General features: G+C 71.1%; 19 protein-coding genes. 6 read left to right on the top strand and 13 right to left on the bottom strand.

The features are described 5' to 3' along the window. Nucleotides 1–44 precede the first annotated feature (44 nt). Nucleotides 45–443 (top strand): arsenate reductase ArsC, encoded by a 399-nt coding sequence (locus ABD240_RS04380; protein WP_344335469.1) that lies wholly within the window; start codon nt 45–47, stop codon nt 441–443. Nucleotides 444–475: 32 nt separating this feature from the next. On the opposite strand, the gene ABD240_RS04375 is transcribed toward ABD240_RS04380, so the two are convergent. From ABD240_RS04375 to ABD240_RS04355, 5 genes are all read right to left on the bottom strand, one after another. Next, a complete protein-coding gene (locus ABD240_RS04375; protein WP_344335466.1) occupies nt 476–730 on the bottom strand; it encodes a Txe/YoeB family addiction module toxin in 255 nt (84 codons plus the stop codon). Further along, on the bottom strand, nt 731–1,000 hold the full coding sequence (locus tag ABD240_RS04370; protein WP_291794274.1) for a type II toxin-antitoxin system Phd/YefM family antitoxin: 270 nt from the start codon (nt 998–1,000) through the stop codon (nt 731–733). Between the two features lie 153 nt (nt 1,001–1,153). After that, nucleotides 1,154–2,083, bottom strand: a complete 930-nt coding sequence (locus ABD240_RS04365) for a TrmH family RNA methyltransferase (RefSeq protein ID WP_425546987.1) — start codon at nt 2,081–2,083, stop codon at nt 1,154–1,156. After that, nucleotides 2,080–2,898, bottom strand: a complete 819-nt coding sequence (locus tag ABD240_RS04360; RefSeq protein WP_344335463.1) for a sulfite exporter TauE/SafE family protein — start codon at nt 2,896–2,898, stop codon at nt 2,080–2,082. Before ABD240_RS04360 ends, ABD240_RS04365 begins: the two co-directional genes overlap by 4 nt. Before the next feature lie 37 nt (nt 2,899–2,935). After that, on the bottom strand, nt 2,936–3,721 hold the full coding sequence (locus ABD240_RS04355) for an ABC transporter ATP-binding protein (protein WP_291794279.1): 786 nt from the start codon (nt 3,719–3,721) through the stop codon (nt 2,936–2,938). 24 nt (nt 3,722–3,745) lie between these two features. On the opposite strand from ABD240_RS04355, the gene ABD240_RS04350 reads away from it, so the two are divergent. Both ABD240_RS04350 and serB read left to right on the top strand, forming a co-directional pair. Next, nucleotides 3,746–4,555, top strand: coding sequence for a hypothetical protein (locus ABD240_RS04350; protein ID WP_291794282.1), 810 nt, complete (start codon nt 3,746–3,748; stop codon nt 4,553–4,555). Continuing rightward, nucleotides 4,552–5,283, top strand: coding sequence for a phosphoserine phosphatase SerB (gene serB, locus ABD240_RS04345; RefSeq protein ID WP_344335458.1), 732 nt, complete (start codon nt 4,552–4,554; stop codon nt 5,281–5,283). Before ABD240_RS04350 ends, serB begins: the two co-directional genes overlap by 4 nt. Here serB and ABD240_RS04340 read toward each other — a convergent pair. From ABD240_RS04340 to fabG, 3 genes are all read right to left on the bottom strand, one after another. Next, on the bottom strand, nt 5,247–5,741 hold the full coding sequence (locus ABD240_RS04340; RefSeq protein ID WP_344335455.1) for a SixA phosphatase family protein: 495 nt from the start codon (nt 5,739–5,741) through the stop codon (nt 5,247–5,249). The genes serB and ABD240_RS04340 overlap by 37 nt on opposite strands. A 62-nt stretch (nt 5,742–5,803) precedes the next feature. Continuing rightward, the gene (gene fabI / locus ABD240_RS04335; RefSeq protein WP_291794287.1) at nt 5,804–6,562 is read right to left on the bottom strand and encodes an enoyl-ACP reductase FabI; all 759 of its coding nucleotides are present in this window, start codon (nt 6,560–6,562) and stop codon (nt 5,804–5,806) included. Between the two features lie 81 nt (nt 6,563–6,643). Beyond that, a complete protein-coding gene (gene fabG / locus ABD240_RS04330; RefSeq protein WP_291794289.1) occupies nt 6,644–7,378 on the bottom strand; it encodes a 3-oxoacyl-ACP reductase FabG in 735 nt (244 codons plus the stop codon). 70 nt (nt 7,379–7,448) lie between these two features. On the opposite strand from fabG, the gene ABD240_RS04325 reads away from it, so the two are divergent. From ABD240_RS04325 to ABD240_RS04315, 3 genes are read left to right on the top strand one after another with little or no spacing between them, the layout of a single operon-like run. Beyond that, a complete protein-coding gene (locus ABD240_RS04325) occupies nt 7,449–7,829 on the top strand; it encodes a DUF3099 domain-containing protein (protein WP_344335451.1) in 381 nt (126 codons plus the stop codon). Continuing rightward, a complete protein-coding gene (locus ABD240_RS04320) occupies nt 7,813–8,043 on the top strand; it encodes a hypothetical protein (protein ID WP_344335448.1) in 231 nt (76 codons plus the stop codon). Before ABD240_RS04325 ends, ABD240_RS04320 begins: the two co-directional genes overlap by 17 nt. Then, nucleotides 8,040–8,999 carry an SURF1 family cytochrome oxidase biogenesis protein gene (locus ABD240_RS04315; RefSeq protein WP_344335445.1) on the top strand — a complete coding sequence of 320 codons (960 nt, stop codon included), beginning with the start codon at nt 8,040–8,042 and terminating at the stop codon, nt 8,997–8,999. The genes ABD240_RS04320 and ABD240_RS04315 overlap by 4 nt, the downstream gene beginning before the upstream one ends. 2 nt (nt 9,000–9,001) lie before the next feature. Here ABD240_RS04315 and abc-f read toward each other — a convergent pair whose 3' ends face one another. The 5 genes from abc-f to ABD240_RS04290 are packed head-to-tail and all read right to left on the bottom strand — an operon-like array spanning nt 9,002 to nt 13,398. Next, nucleotides 9,002–10,600 carry a ribosomal protection-like ABC-F family protein gene (gene abc-f, locus ABD240_RS04310; protein WP_344335443.1) on the bottom strand — a complete coding sequence of 533 codons (1,599 nt, stop codon included), beginning with the start codon at nt 10,598–10,600 and terminating at the stop codon, nt 9,002–9,004. Further along, nucleotides 10,597–11,295, bottom strand: coding sequence for a ribonuclease H family protein (locus ABD240_RS04305; RefSeq protein ID WP_344335439.1), 699 nt, complete (start codon nt 11,293–11,295; stop codon nt 10,597–10,599). The genes abc-f and ABD240_RS04305 overlap by 4 nt, the downstream gene beginning before the upstream one ends. After that, nucleotides 11,292–11,627 carry a metal-sulfur cluster assembly factor gene (locus ABD240_RS04300; protein ID WP_291792207.1) on the bottom strand — a complete coding sequence of 112 codons (336 nt, stop codon included), beginning with the start codon at nt 11,625–11,627 and terminating at the stop codon, nt 11,292–11,294. The genes ABD240_RS04305 and ABD240_RS04300 overlap by 4 nt, the downstream gene beginning before the upstream one ends. Further along, nucleotides 11,624–12,145, bottom strand: a complete 522-nt coding sequence (sufU, locus tag ABD240_RS04295; RefSeq protein ID WP_344335434.1) for a Fe-S cluster assembly sulfur transfer protein SufU — start codon at nt 12,143–12,145, stop codon at nt 11,624–11,626. Before sufU ends, ABD240_RS04300 begins: the two co-directional genes overlap by 4 nt. Next, a complete protein-coding gene (locus ABD240_RS04290; protein ID WP_344335431.1) occupies nt 12,142–13,398 on the bottom strand; it encodes a SufS family cysteine desulfurase in 1,257 nt (418 codons plus the stop codon). Before ABD240_RS04290 ends, sufU begins: the two co-directional genes overlap by 4 nt. Nucleotides 13,399–13,407: the final 9 nt, after the last annotated feature.

Raw genomic sequence — 13,407 nt, 5'->3', positions numbered from 1 at the left:
GGAGCCTCGCTCCCCCGCCTAGAGACAACACCAGGAGAACCCTCATGACCGCACCCACCGTCCTCTTCGTCTGCGTGCACAACGCCGGACGCTCCCAGATGGCCGCCGGCTACCTCCGGCACTTCGCCGCAGACCGCGTGACGGTCCTCTCCGCGGGTTCCCTGCCGGCGGAGCAGATCAACCCGGTCGCGGCCGAGGCCATGCGCGAGGAGGGTATCGACATCGCCTCCGCGCAGCCTGCGGTGCTCTCGCCCGAGGCGGTGCGGGCCTCCGACGTGGTCATCACCATGGGCTGCGGGGACGCCTGCCCGATCTTCCCCGGCAAGCGCTACGAGGACTGGGAGCTGGAGGATCCTGCGGGCCAGGTCATCGAGGCCGTCCGCCCCATCCGCGACGAGATCAGGCGCAGGGTCGAGGCGCTCGTGGACGAGCTGGTGGGCTGAGCAGCGGGCGAGCTGCCCGGTACCCGCACGGATCAGTAGTGGTAGCGAGCCTGCAGGATGACCAGGTCATCGCCGTCGACCAGATAGACGAGCCTGTGCTCGTCCGTGATGCGGCGGGACCATGCGCCCTGCGCGCCGTACCTCAGCTGTTCGGGTTTCCCCATGCCCTCGAAAGGCGTACGCAGGCATGCATCGACGAGCGTGCTGATCCGCTTCAGGACCCGTCGGTCGGCCTTCTGCCAGTGCGTGTAGTCCTCCCATGCGGAAGGATCCCAGACCAGGCGCACTCAGGCATCCTCGACGGGATCGTCGGAGCGGTCGAGTTCATGCGACTCCGTCTTCCCTGCTCGCGCCCGGTCGTACGCGTCCAGCAGGCGTCTTGCATTCGCCGGTGAACGGAACAGGTACGCGGTCTCCTGCCATGCGGCGTATTCATCAGCAGGCATGAGCACCGCGTTGCCCTTACGGGACACGATCTCGACGGCCTCGTGATCCGCGTTCACCTGTTCGATGAGCGGGAACAGCGTCTTACGAGCCTCGCTGGCACTGATGGACACGGTGAGGACCTCCGCAGTCGCAAGAGTGGTACCGATGAATGGTACCACTGACGACGGTGCCGTCGTGGTGCGTCGCACCGATGGTCTTCCGGGGGGCGAGCACATTCGCGGCGTCCGTGTGGTGTCGGCACCGTCGAACGGAGCTGAGGGACCTCACCCCTCCTGCAGGGCGTAGCAGGCCACGGCCGTGGCTGCGGCGACGTTGAGGGAGTCCACGCCGTGCCCCATGGGGATGAGGACGGTCACGTCCGCCGCGCGGATCGTCGACCGGCGCAGGCCGTCGCCCTCCGTGCCCATCACGAGGGCCACGGGCCCCTCCACCTGCGCGGCGAACTCGCGCAGGCTCACCGAGTCGTCCTCGAGCGCCAGCGCGGCGACCGTGAATCCGGCCTCCCTGAGCCTCTCCAGCCCCGCCGGCCACTCGTCCATGCGCGCCCACGGCACCTGGAACACCGTGCCCATGGACACACGGATGGAGCGCCGGTAGAGCGGGTCCGCGCAGCGCGGCGACAGGAGCACCGCATCGACCCCGAGGCCGGCGGCAGACCGGAAGATCGCCCCCAGATTCGTGTGGTCCACCACGTCCTCGACCACCACCACCCGCCGGGCCCCGGACACGGCCTCGGCGACGGGCACGGGTGCCGGCCGGTGCATGGAGGCCAGCGCCCCGCGGTGCAGGTGGTAACCGGTGACGGCCTCCACGCGCGCCTCGGACCCGATGAGCAGGGGCGCCTCAGCACCTGAGGCTCCGGGAGCGCCCCAGCCGGCCTCCCCCAGGCTCTCCGCCAGACGGGAGAACCACTCACGCGTCATGAGGAACGACCGCGGGCGGTGTCCGGCCGCCAGCGCCCGTTCGATGATCTTCGTGGACTCCGCGATGTAGAGGCCCCAGCTCGATTCCGAGGACGCGCGCAGACGCACGTCCGTGAGCTTCTCGTACTCGCTGAGGAGTGCCGAGGTGGAAGACTCCACGGGGACGCGGTCGTCGTCCAGGAACAGCAGCCGCCCCTCGGCGATGCCGTGGCGGGCGGCGAGTTCGCGGATCTGCGCGTCGGTGGGTTCGGGCTTCCTGGGGGTGTTCACAGCGTGAGGATCCTCCAGAAGGCCACCAGGCCCAGCACGACGATGACGGTGCGCAGCACCACGGGGCTGAACCTCCGGGCCACGCGTGCCCCGAAGTATCCGCCCAGCAGCGAGCCCACGGCGATGAGGAGCACCGCCGCCCAGTCGATGCGATCGTGCCCGACGATCGTGTAGACCGTGGCAGAGGTGACGTTGACCACCAGCACGAGGACGTTCTTGGCGCCGTTGATCCGCTGCAGCGGATCCGGCAGCAGCAGACCCAGCAGGCCGATGAGGATGACGCCCTGCGCAGCGGCGAAGTACCCGCCGTAGATCGCGGTGAGGAACACCACCGCGATCACCCCGGCCCAGCGCCCGGTGGACATCGCCGCAAGGCCGCCGTGGACGTCGAGCTCCGGCGCGGCCATCTGCTTGCGCTCGCGCACCACGCGCTGGAGCACCGGCTGGAAGATCACCAGCAGCAGTGCGAGGACGATGAGGACGGGCACGATCGACTCGAACGCCGTCTCCGGCAGGTGGAGCAGCAGGTAGGCGCCCACGAGCGAACCCGCGAGCGAGGCCGGGACGAGCCTCAGCAGGCGCCTGCCCTGCCCGCGGATCTCCTCCCGGTAGCCGAAGGAGGAGGCCACGTTGCCGGGGATCAGACCCAGCGCGTTGCTCATCGTCGCCGTGACGGGCGGGATGCCCGCCGCCACGAGGACGGGGAAGGTGATGAGCGTGCCGGAGCCCACGACCGCGTTGATCGCACCCGCTCCCAGTCCCGCGAACAGGATGAACGCGGCGGTGAGCAGGTCCATGCTCTCGAAGAGCCCCATCAGCCCAGCTCCCTCAGGGCTGCGTCAGAACGCCGCGTCACAGCCGCGCGCGTGCGGCGTAGCGGCCGTCCTGCTCCGTGAGGATGACGGGCAGACCGAAGGTCGACTCGAGGTTGTCCTCCGTGAGCACCTCCGCCAGCGGCCCCGCGGCGACCAGACCGCCCTCGCGCACCATCACGGCGTGCGTGATGCCCAGCGGGATCTCCTCGACGTGGTGGGTGACCATGAGGGTGGTGGGAGCGTGCTTGGAGCCCACGATCTCCGTGAGCGCCTGCAGGAGCTCCTCGCGCCCGCCCAGATCGAGGCCGCTCGCCGGCTCGTCGAGCAGCAGCAGCTCCGGGTCCGTCATAAGGGCGCGGGCGATCTGTGCGCGCTTCCGCTCGCCCTCGCTCAGCGTGCCGAACTCGCGGTCCGCGAGCTCGCCGATGCGGAAGGCGGCGAGCAGGTCCTCGGCGCGTGCGACGTCATCGGGCTCGTACTCCTCCGTCCAGCGGCCCAGCACCCCGTAGGCAGCGGTGAGGACGAAGTCCCGGACGAGCTCGGAGCGCGGGGTCTGCTGCATGAGGTTCGAGGAGGCGAAGCCAATCCGCGGCCGCAGCTCGAAGACGTCGACCCGCCCCAGCTTCTCCTCGAGGATGTGCACCGCACCGGTCGTGGGGTGCATGCGGGCGCCTGCCAGCTGCAGGAGCGTGGTCTTGCCCGCCCCGTTGGGTCCCAGGACCGCCCAGTGCTCACCCTCGGCGATGGTGAGGCTGATGTCATCGAGGAGGAACGACTGTCCCCGTCGGACGCTGACCGAGTCGAATTCGAGTACTCCGCTCATACGGCTCACCCTATACTTCCAGCGATGCTCCAGACGACTCCCCTCCTGCCGGTCCTGCTCGCCTCCGCGCTCACCGCGCGGCTGCGCGGTGACATCTCCCCCGACGCCGCCGCTGAGGCGTTCCTCACAGCCGGTCTGCCGGTGCCGCTGCTCGTCTCCGACTCCGTCTTCGCGCCCCCGGCCGGCGGCGGCGCGGAGGTCCCCACCGGACTGCTCCTGTGGGAGGCCGGTGCCCGCCGGTGCGGTGCCGCACGGGTGCGTGCGGAGCCCGTGCACCCGACCCTCCCGCTGCGCGTGCCCCGCCTGGAGCGCGAGGCTCGCCGCGCCACCGCCCGTCCCGCGGCCCGCACCCGCGCACTCTGCGTGGTGGAGGACGCCGAGGGCGCCTCGCTGGGCGTGCTCGCGATCGGCACGGAGGCGGACACCGCGATGGTCCCGTGCGCCCGCACCGCCTACACCACGGTCGACCACCTCACGGCGGCCGAGGCGAGCCGGCGTCTGCGGGAGACCGTCATGCACGCACTCGCCGCGGTGGAGGCCGAGGACTCAGGCTCCGAGGGCACAGGAGCCGTCGCGGTGGAGGGCCTGCCCTGGCGGGACTGGCAGTGGGAGCTCAGCGGCGCACGCAGCGATGCCGTGCACACGGCCCTGGCCGCCGTGCTCGGCGACCACGACCGTGCCGCCGCACTCCACACCGCCATGCACGTCCACTACAGCCTCTCCTCGCTCGCAGTGCCGGCCCAGACCGGGAGCTCGGCACTGGGCGCGGCCCTGGAGCAGGTGCACGCGGCCGCCGCCCGGGTGATCACGGCGCTCACTAGGATGGAGGCATGACCTCTCCCCGCACCGGCACGGCCGGCCTGCTCGTCTCCGACGTCGACTCGACCTTCATCGACCAGGAGGTCATCGAACTCCTCGCCCGCTCCACCGGCCGCGAGGCCGAGGTCGCCGCCGTCACGGAGCGCGCCATGGCCGGTGAGCTGGACTTCGCCGCGAGCCTGCGCGCACGGGTGGCCGTGCTGAGGGGCGTCCCCGTCACCGAGGTCGAGGCCGCGGCCCGTGCCGTCACCCTCACGCACGGCGCCCGGGAGCTGGTGGCCGCCGCGCACGCCGCGGACTGGACCGTGGCACTGGTGAGCGGGGGCTTCACCGCCGTCATAGAGCGGTTCACCCAGGGCCTCGGCATCACGGAGATCTGGGCCAACGGCCTTGGCGTCGACGAGGCGGCAGGAGTGCTCACGGGCGAGGTGGCGGGCACGATCGTCGACCGTCCGGCCAAGGCCGCGCGGCTGCGGGAGATCGCACAGCGCCTGGGCATCGACCTGCGCCGCACAGTGGGGGTGGGCGACGGGGCCAACGACCGGGACCTGCTGCGCACCGCAGCGGTGGGCGTCGCCTTCTGCGCCAAGCCCGCCCTGCGGGAGCACGCGGACCTCATCGTGGACGAGCGCGACCTCATGCAGGTCTGGGAGGGCGCACAGCGGCTGCTCGCAGAGAGAGGGCGCCTCCAGCCGCACGCCCGCGCTCAGACGAAGTCGCGCAGCACCGCCGGCTCCCCGTAGGGCGGCTCCTGCTCCCACGAGTCCAGCCGGAAGACGGCCACGGTGCTGGGCCGCAGGCCGGGCAGCGGCCACACGCCGGAGCGTGCAGCGACGATGTCCGTGAGCGCGGGCTGGTGTCCCACGACGAGTGCACCCGAGGCCCGGGCGGGGATCGTGGCGATCGCCTCCTCCCACTCCGCTGCGGTCGCGTCATAGAGGGCACGGTCCGGGCGCACCGCCTCGGCGTCCATCCCCAGCCCCTCCGCCGCCGCACGCGCGGTCTGCATGGTCCGCACCGCGGCAGAGGCGATCACGGTGTCCAGCGGCGTTCCCTCGCCTGCGGCGAACGCGGCGAGGAAGGCACCCATCCGCCGCGCCTGCGCGAGCCCTGTCGCGTCCAGGGGGCGCTCGAAGTCAGTGGTGCCGGAGGCAGGCGCGGAGGGGGTGAATGCGTGACGGGCGAGTACCAGGAGGGGCATGCCCTCACAGTACCCGCCCGCCGCGGCACGGAGCTCAGGGGAGCTCGCTGCGGACCGTCAGCTCATGCGCCTGTCATGTGGAAGCCGCCGTCCACGTGGACCATCTCACCGGTCGTCGCCGGGAACCAGTCCGAGAGCAGGGAGACGATGGCCTTGCCCGCCGGCTCCGTGTCCTTCTGGTCCCACCCGAGCGGCGCGCGGTCGCCCCACATGGCCTCGAGGCCCTCGAAGCCGGGGATGGAGGTCGCCGCGGTGGTCTTGAGCGGACCGGCGGAGACGAGGTTCACGCGGATGCCCTCGCCGCCCAGGTACTTCGCCAGGTAGCGCGCGGTGGACTCCAGCGCGGCCTTCGCCACGCCCATCCAGTCGTAGACGGGCCAGGCGACGGTCGCGTCGAACGTGAGCGCCACGATGCCCGCCCCCGGGTTGAGGACCGGCCTGGCGGCCACGGCGATGGCCTTGAGCGAGAACGCGGAGACGTGCACGGCGTTGGAGACGGACTCGAACGGCGTGTCGAGGAACACACCGCCCAGTGCGTCCTTGGGGGCGAAGGCGATCGCGTGGACGATGCCGTCGATGTTGCCGCCCAGGCGCTCCGGCAGCGCGGCGAGGTCCTCCTCGCTGGTCGCGTCGAGCTCGATGACGCGCGCAGGCTGGGGCAGGCGCTCGGCGATGACGGAGGTGATCTTCATCTGGCGGCCGAACGAGGAGAGGATGACCTCAGCCCCCTGCTCCTGTGCCAGGCGGGCGGCGGAGAAGGCGATCGAGGCCTCCGTCAGCACGCCGGTGACGAGGATGCGCTTGCCGTCGAGGATTCCCATGTGTGGGGCCTTTCTGTGTGTGGAGAAGCTCTGCTGAGGAGCAGCTGAAGTGTCTGGAAGCCGTGGGGCACGTGGCCGGGATCAGTGTCCCATGCCCAGGCCGCCGTCCACGGGGATGACCGCGCCGGAGATGTAGGCGGCCTCGTCGGAGGAGATCCAGCGGACGACCTTTGCGACCTCCCAGGCCTCGGCGAAGCGCTTGGCCGGGATCGTCTGCAGGTACTCCTTCTGCTGCTTCTCCGGCAGGGCGTCCGTCATGTCCGTGCGGATGAAGCCCGGCGCCACCACGTTGGCGGTGATGCCGCGGGAGCCCACCTCGCGCGTGATCGAGCGGGCCAGGCCCACCAGGGCGGCCTTGGAGGAGGAGTAGTTGGCCTGCCCGGCCACGCCCATGAGCCCGGAGACGGAGGAGACGAGGACGATCCGCCCGTACTTGGCCCGGACCATGTTGGTGATCGCACGGCGCACGGTGCGGTAGGCGCCGCCCAGGTTCGTATCCACGACGGAGGTGAACTCGTCCTCGCTCATCCGCATGAGCAGGTTGTCCGCGGTGATGCCGGCGTTGGCCACGACGATCTCCACCGGTCCGAGCGCGTCCTCCACCGTGGCGAAGGCCGCATCGAGGGAGGCCGCGTCCGTGACGTCCGCCGCGACGGCGAGCACGCCGTCCGGGGCGTCCCCGCTGCGCGAGGTCACTGCGACGCGGTGGCCGGCCGCGGCCATCTCCTCCGCGATGGTGCGGCCGATGCCGCGGTTGCCGCCCGTGACGAGGACGACGCGGGAACTCGGATCCTGCGTGGACGGTGTGTCCGCCATGTGCACTCCTGTGAAGCCGGGGTCTGTGTCAGCTCGCATCAGCCTAGCGGAGATAGGATCGGTGGTAGCTATGGTCGAACGAAGAGAGCCGACTTCTGTCACTGAGGCACAGGAGTCCGCAGACAAGGACTTCCGGAACCGTGTGCGCCGGTACACGATCTCGATGATCATCCGTGTGATCTGCCTCGTGCTCGCCTTCGCGACCACGGGCTGGCTGCGCTGGGTGATGGTCGCCGGTGCCGTCGTCCTGCCCTATGTCGCGGTGCTCATCGCCAATGCCGCCAACGAGCGCCAGGTCTCCTACACCATGAGCGAGTACACGCCTCCCCCGCCGCAGGCGCTCACGGACGCACCTGCGGACGAGCCGGCCCCCGGCACCGGCAGCGGGACGACTCCCCCGGAGTCCGAGACGATCGAAGGCGAGGTGGTCGAGGATGATCGGGACTCCTGACCGGACCCCGGAGCTCATCTGCTCCGCCAAGGCCTGCCGTGACACCGCCTCCCATGCGCTGCTGTGGAACAACCCGCGGATCCACACCCCGGAGCGCCGCAAGGTCTGGCTCGCCTGCCCCGCCCACAGGGAGAGCCTCGCGGAGTTCCTCTCGCTCCGGGGCTTCCTCCACGACATCGTCCCCACGGACGCGATTCCAGAAGGAGTGGGATGAGCTTCCTCTTCACCCGGCGCTGGCTGCGGTACATCGCGCTCACGCTGGCCGCTGCGGTGGCCTGCGTCTTCCTCGCCAACTGGCAGAACAACCGGCGCGAGGCCAGGGACGCGGAGATCGACCGCATCGAGACCCACTACGGTGCTGCCCCGGTGCCGCTCGCTCACGCCCTCCCCTCTCCGGATGCGCCGTTCGCCGAGGAAGCGGACTGGACCCGCGTGAGCGTCGAGGGAACCTACCGCCCGGAGGACACCGTGCTTGCCCGCAACCGGCCCAAGGACGGCCGTGCGGGCTCCTGGGTGCTCGTGCCCTTCGAGACGGAGGCCGGTCCCACCCTGCTGGTGGCGCGCGGCTGGGTGCCGGGCTCCGGGGCCGAGGTGGCCGCCGGCGACCTGCCCGACGCCCCCGAGGGCGAGGTCACGGTCACCGCCTGGCTCCGTCCCGCGCAGGAGGGACGGGCCGGGGAGAACACGGAGGCCTCGGCCGGTGCCGTGGGCTCGGTGCGCGCGGTGGACCCCGATCTGGTGCTGGGCGACGATGCCGGTGATCACTACCGGCACGCATACGGGTACCTCGATGCCGAGGATCCCGCACCTACGCAGGCGCCGGAGGCGCTGCCGGCGCCTGACACCGACCCGGGCTCCCACCTGAGCTACACCATGCAGTGGATCGCCTTCGCCTTCATGTTCCTCGGCGGCCTGGCCTACGCCGCCAAGCGGGAGCGCGACGCCATCCGGCGCGGGGAGCGCGGTCAGGCGGGTCCTGGCACGGAGTCCGAGACCGAATACGTCGTGGTGGACAAGGCCGCGCTCATGGCCGGCGGGGTCCTGCCCGCATCCTCCCGCCGGGCCCCCGCCAGGCCCTCCCCCGTCTCCCGCAGGACTCCCCCGCGTACGCGGCGGCGGGCCGGAGCCGAGGCCGATGAGGACGCGGCACTGGAGCAGCAGCTGCGCTGAGCTCAGGTGAGGGTGACGAGGTCCAGGTACTCGGAGGACCAGATGTCCTCGTCCGCGTCCGGCAGCAGCAGGACCCGGTCCGGGTCGAGCGCCTCGACCGCGCCCTCGTCGTGGGTGACGAGCACGATCGCGCCCTCGTAGCGGCGGATCGCGGAGAGGATCTCCTCACGGCTGGCCGGGTCGAGGTTGTTGGTGGGCTCGTCGAGGAGCAGCACATTCGCGCTGGAGACCACCAGGGTCGCCAGCGCCAGGCGGGTCTTCTCACCGCCGGAGAGCACGGAGGCGGGCTTGTGCACGTCGTCTCCGGAGAAGAGGAACGAGCCCAGCACCGTCCGCACCGCCGTGTCGTCGAGGTGCGGCGAGGACGCCCGCATGTTCTCCAGGACGGAGCGGGAGGTGTCGAGCGTCTCGTGCTCCTGGGCGTAGTAGCCGAGCTTGAGTCCGTGGCCCGGCACGACCCTCCCGGAATCGGGCTCCTCCGCACCGGCCAGCAGCCGCAGCAGCGTGGTCTTGCCGGCGCCGTTGAAGCCCAGCACCACGACGCGGGTGCCGCGGTCGATCGCCAGATCCACACCGGTGAAGACCTCGGTGGAGCCGTAGGACTTGCTCAGGCCCTCCGCCGTGAGGGGCACCCGGCCGCAGGCAGCGGGAGCGGGGAACCGCAGGTTCGCGACCTTGTCCGCCGCACGCTCGGCCTCCAGTCCGGAGAGCATCCGATCCGCGCGCTTGGCCATGTTCTGCGCGGCGACGGTCTTGGTGGCCTTCGCCCGCATCTTGTCCGCCTGCGCGTGCAGGGCGGCGGCCTTCTTCTCCGCGTTGGCGCGCTCGCGGCGACGGCGGCGCTCGTCCGCCTCGCGCTGCTTGAGGTAGTGCCGGTAGCCCATCGAGTAGATGTCGATGACCTGCCGGTTGGCGTCGAGGAAGAAGACCTTGTTGACGACCTCGTCGATGAGGCTGAGGTCGTGGGAGATGATGACGAGGCCGCCGGCGTACACCTTGAGGTAGTCGCGCAGCCAGGTGACGGACTCCGCGTCGAGGTGGTTGGTCGGCTCGTCGAGGATCATGGTGTCCGGCGCGGCGAACAGGATCCGGGCGAGCTCCACCCGGCGGCGCTGGCCGCCGGAGAGCGTGTCCAGCGTCTGGTCGAGCCGGTCCTCCGTGAGGCCCAGGTTCGCGGCGATGGACAGCGCCTCTGACTCCGCCGCGTAGCCGCCCGCTGCCACGAATTCGGCCTCGATCCGCGGGTAGCGGTCGATCGCCTTCGACATGACCTTGGGGTCCGGATCGGACATCTGCGCCTCGGCCCTGCGCATGCGCCGGGCGAGCACGTCGAGGTCGCGTGCGCCCAGGATGCGCTCGCGCCCCGTCGACTTGGGGTCGCCGGCCCGGGGGTCCTGCGGGAGATAGCCCACGGAGCCGGAGACGGAGACCTTTCCCCCGGAGGGGAGCACCTCACCCATGAGCACCTTGGTGAGCGTCGTCTTGCCGGCGCCGTTGCGCCCCACGAGACCCACGCGGTCGCCCTTGTCCACGCGGAACGAGACTCCCGACATGAGGGTCCGCGACCCCACGACGACCTGCAGGTCACTGGCCGCGATCATGTCAGCGACATCCCCTTCCTGATGACGTCCGCGAGCTCCTGCTGCGGAGTGCGCCCCGATGAGCGCGCACGATCGACGATCCTATCGGCCAGCTCCGCCTCGAGAGGACAGGAGACGACCACAGGGGGCCGCTGTGAGGAGGCTCTCGCTGTCGCGGGAGCCTCCTCCTCGGGCGCGGCCGGGGTCTCCGCACCCGCTTCCGCGGCCCCTGCTCCGGCCGAGGGCATGCCCGGACCTGAGTCCACGGGCAGACCGGCCTGGACGGCCCGCGCGGCGGCCTGTGCGCGCGCATCCGCGCTCTCGTTGAGCGGATGGCCCGCATGGCCCTTGACCCACTCGAAGCGGACCTGCCGGCCGCCGTGCTCGTAGTCGCGCATGAGGGCGTCCAGGACCTCCATCTGGTCCCGGTTGAGCACGTCCTCCCGGTTGGCCTTCTTCCAGCCGTTCAGCCTCCACTTGGGCATCCACCTGGTGATGGAGTTGATGACGTACTTCGAGTCGCACAGCACCAGGAGATCGGCGTCGAGGCCGCGGGCGGACTCCAGCAGTTCGATGACCGCCTGGAGCTCGCCCCGGTTGTTCGTGGACTCCGGCATGCCGCCGGCGGCCCAGCACGTCTCGGAGACGTACCACGCCCAGCCTGCGGGACCCGGGTTGCCGAGCGCGGATCCGTCGCAGGCCGCCGTGAGGGTCATATGTTGAATCCCAGGGCCCTCATCTGCTCGCGGCCGTCCTCGGTGATCTTCTCCGGGCCCCACGGCGGCATCCAGACCCAGTTGAGCCGGAACGCCGGGACGATCCCGTCGAGGACCTGTGCCACCTGGTCCTCGAGGACGTCCGTGAGCGGGCAGGCCGCGGAGGTGAGCGTCATCTCGATGACGGCGATCCCCTCCTCGTCCACGCTGGTGCCGTAGACCAGGCCCAGGTCCACCACGTTGACGCCCAGCTCCGGGTCCATCACGTCGTAGAGGGCCTCCGTCACCTCCTCCGGCGTGGCGTTGCGGGGTGCATCGACGACATCCGTCATGGTCGTCCTCCTTCGGTGGTGACCGCTGCGTCAGCGGTGCTTTCTGCTTGTGCGAGCGCATCCGCCGTCGCCGCCCAGGCGAGCAGCGCGCACTTGATGCGCCCGGGGAACCGGGCGACGCCGTGGAAGGCCGCGGCATCACCCAGCAGCTCCTCGTCCGGCTCGCCGCGGCCGCGGGAGTGCATGAGGGTGCGGAACTCCTCCTCGATCTCCCTGAACCGCGCCGGGCCGTCCTCTTCCAGGATCTCACTGGCCACGGACGCGGCCGCCATGGAGATCGAGCAGCCGTCGCCCTGCCAGCGGATCGAGGCTCCCTCCGTGCCCGAGGCCCCGTCCGCCCCCGTGCGCAGACTCACCTCGACGGTGATCTCGTCACCGCACGTGGGGTTGACCTGGTGCGAGGAGCCGAACCCGGCCGGGCGCGCACCGGCGGCAGGCGCCAGCAGAGCGGCCTCACCGGAGCGCTGCTTCGAGTGGTCGAGGATGACCTGCTGGTAGAGACGCGCGAGATCGCTCATGCGCCCACCCGGAAGAATCCCCGCACCTCGGCCAGCGCCTGCAGGAAGCGGTCCACGTCCCCGGTGTCCGTGTAGACGGCCGCCGAGGCCCTGGTCGAGGAGGTCACGCCGTAGCGGCGGTGCAGCGGCTGGGCGCAGTGATGGCCCACTCGCACGGCCACACCGGCCGCGTCGAGGTACTGGCCCACGTCGTGCGAGTGCACGCCGTCCACGTCGAATGCGACGGCGCCGATCCGCGCGGCGGGGTCCTCCGGACCCAGCAGGCGCACACCCTCGATCCGGCGCACGCCGTCGAGCATCCGTGCGCCGATCTCCCGCTCGTGCTCCGCGACCCGGTCCATGCCGATGTGCTCGAGGTACTCCACCGCCGCCGTGAGGCCCACGATCTGGGCGACCGGCTGCGTGCCGGCCTCGAACCGCTGCGGCGCGGGCATGAATTCCGCACCCTCCATCGTCACGCTCGTGATCATGGAACCGCCCGTGAGGACGGGCGGCAGCGCATTCAGCAGCTCCGCCCGTCCGTACAGCGCGCCCACGCCCGTGGGTCCGAGCATCTTGTGGCCGGAGAACGCCGCGAAGTCCACGTCCAGCGCGCGCAGGTCCACCGGCATGTGCGGCACCGACTGGCAGGCGTCCAGCACGGTGAGCGCTCCCACCTCCCGAGCCCGCGCGGTGAGCGGGGCGGTGTCCGTGATCGTGCCGAGCACGTTCGAGACATGCGTGAAGGCGAGAACCTTCGTCGAGGAGTCCACGATGCCGGTGAGATCCGTGAGGTCGAGCCGGCCCGAGTCCGTGAGCGGGAGCCAGCGCAGCTGCGCCCCGGTGCGCTGGGCGAGCTGCTGCCAGGGCACCAGGTTGGCGTGGTGCTCCATCTCCGTGACGACGATCGAGTCCTCCGGGCCCAGCCGGAAGCGCGCGGCCTGAGCCCCGCCCAGGCCTGCGGAGGCGTTGGCGAATCCGTAGGCCACGACGTTGAGCGCCTCGGTGGCGTTCTTCGTCCACACGATCTCGTCCTCGCCCGCGCCCACGAACCGGGCGAGCGTCGCCCGCCCGGTCTCGTAGGCATCCGTCGCCTCGACGGCGAGCGTGTGCGCCCCGCGGTGCACGGCCGCATTGGACCGCGTGAGGAAGTCCTGCTCCGCGTCGATGACGCAGACCGGCTTCTGCGCGGTCGCGCCCGAGTCCAGATACGCGATCCCGTGCCCGTTCACCTCCCGCTCCAGGAGCGGGAAGTCACCGCGCAGGCGCGCCACCTCCGCCGC

It is taken from the genome of Brevibacterium salitolerans, from assembly GCF_039531405.1.
Taxonomy (GTDB): domain Bacteria; phylum Actinomycetota; class Actinomycetes; order Actinomycetales; family Brevibacteriaceae; genus Brevibacterium; species Brevibacterium salitolerans.
The sequence above is the reverse complement of the archived record's forward strand: the minus strand, read 5'-3'. Positions and strand labels throughout refer to the sequence as shown.

Excerpts from the sequence above, each read along its gene's own strand:
- ABD240_RS04380 (WP_344335469.1), top strand. The coding sequence starts at position 45 with ATGACCGCACCCACCGTCCTCTTCGTCTGCGTGCACAACGCCGGACGC.
- ABD240_RS04360 (WP_344335463.1), bottom strand. The coding sequence starts at position 2,898 with ATGGGGCTCTTCGAGAGCATGGACCTGCTCACCGCCGCGTTCATCCTG.
- ABD240_RS04355 (WP_291794279.1), bottom strand. The coding sequence starts at position 3,721 with ATGAGCGGAGTACTCGAATTCGACTCGGTCAGCGTCCGACGGGGACAG.
- ABD240_RS04350 (WP_291794282.1), top strand. The coding sequence starts at position 3,746 with ATGCTCCAGACGACTCCCCTCCTGCCGGTCCTGCTCGCCTCCGCGCTC.
- serB (WP_344335458.1), top strand. The coding sequence starts at position 4,552 with ATGACCTCTCCCCGCACCGGCACGGCCGGCCTGCTCGTCTCCGACGTC.
- ABD240_RS04340 (WP_344335455.1), bottom strand. The coding sequence starts at position 5,741 with ATGCCCCTCCTGGTACTCGCCCGTCACGCATTCACCCCCTCCGCGCCT.
- fabI (WP_291794287.1), bottom strand. The coding sequence starts at position 6,562 with ATGGGAATCCTCGACGGCAAGCGCATCCTCGTCACCGGCGTGCTGACG.
- fabG (WP_291794289.1), bottom strand. The coding sequence starts at position 7,378 with ATGGCGGACACACCGTCCACGCAGGATCCGAGTTCCCGCGTCGTCCTC.
- ABD240_RS04325 (WP_344335451.1), top strand. The coding sequence starts at position 7,449 with ATGGTCGAACGAAGAGAGCCGACTTCTGTCACTGAGGCACAGGAGTCC.
- ABD240_RS04320 (WP_344335448.1), top strand. The coding sequence starts at position 7,813 with ATGATCGGGACTCCTGACCGGACCCCGGAGCTCATCTGCTCCGCCAAG.
- ABD240_RS04315 (WP_344335445.1), top strand. The coding sequence starts at position 8,040 with ATGAGCTTCCTCTTCACCCGGCGCTGGCTGCGGTACATCGCGCTCACG.
- abc-f (WP_344335443.1), bottom strand. The coding sequence starts at position 10,600 with ATGATCGCGGCCAGTGACCTGCAGGTCGTCGTGGGGTCGCGGACCCTC.
- ABD240_RS04305 (WP_344335439.1), bottom strand. The coding sequence starts at position 11,295 with ATGACCCTCACGGCGGCCTGCGACGGATCCGCGCTCGGCAACCCGGGT.
- ABD240_RS04300 (WP_291792207.1), bottom strand. The coding sequence starts at position 11,627 with ATGACGGATGTCGTCGATGCACCCCGCAACGCCACGCCGGAGGAGGTG.
- sufU (WP_344335434.1), bottom strand. The coding sequence starts at position 12,145 with ATGAGCGATCTCGCGCGTCTCTACCAGCAGGTCATCCTCGACCACTCG.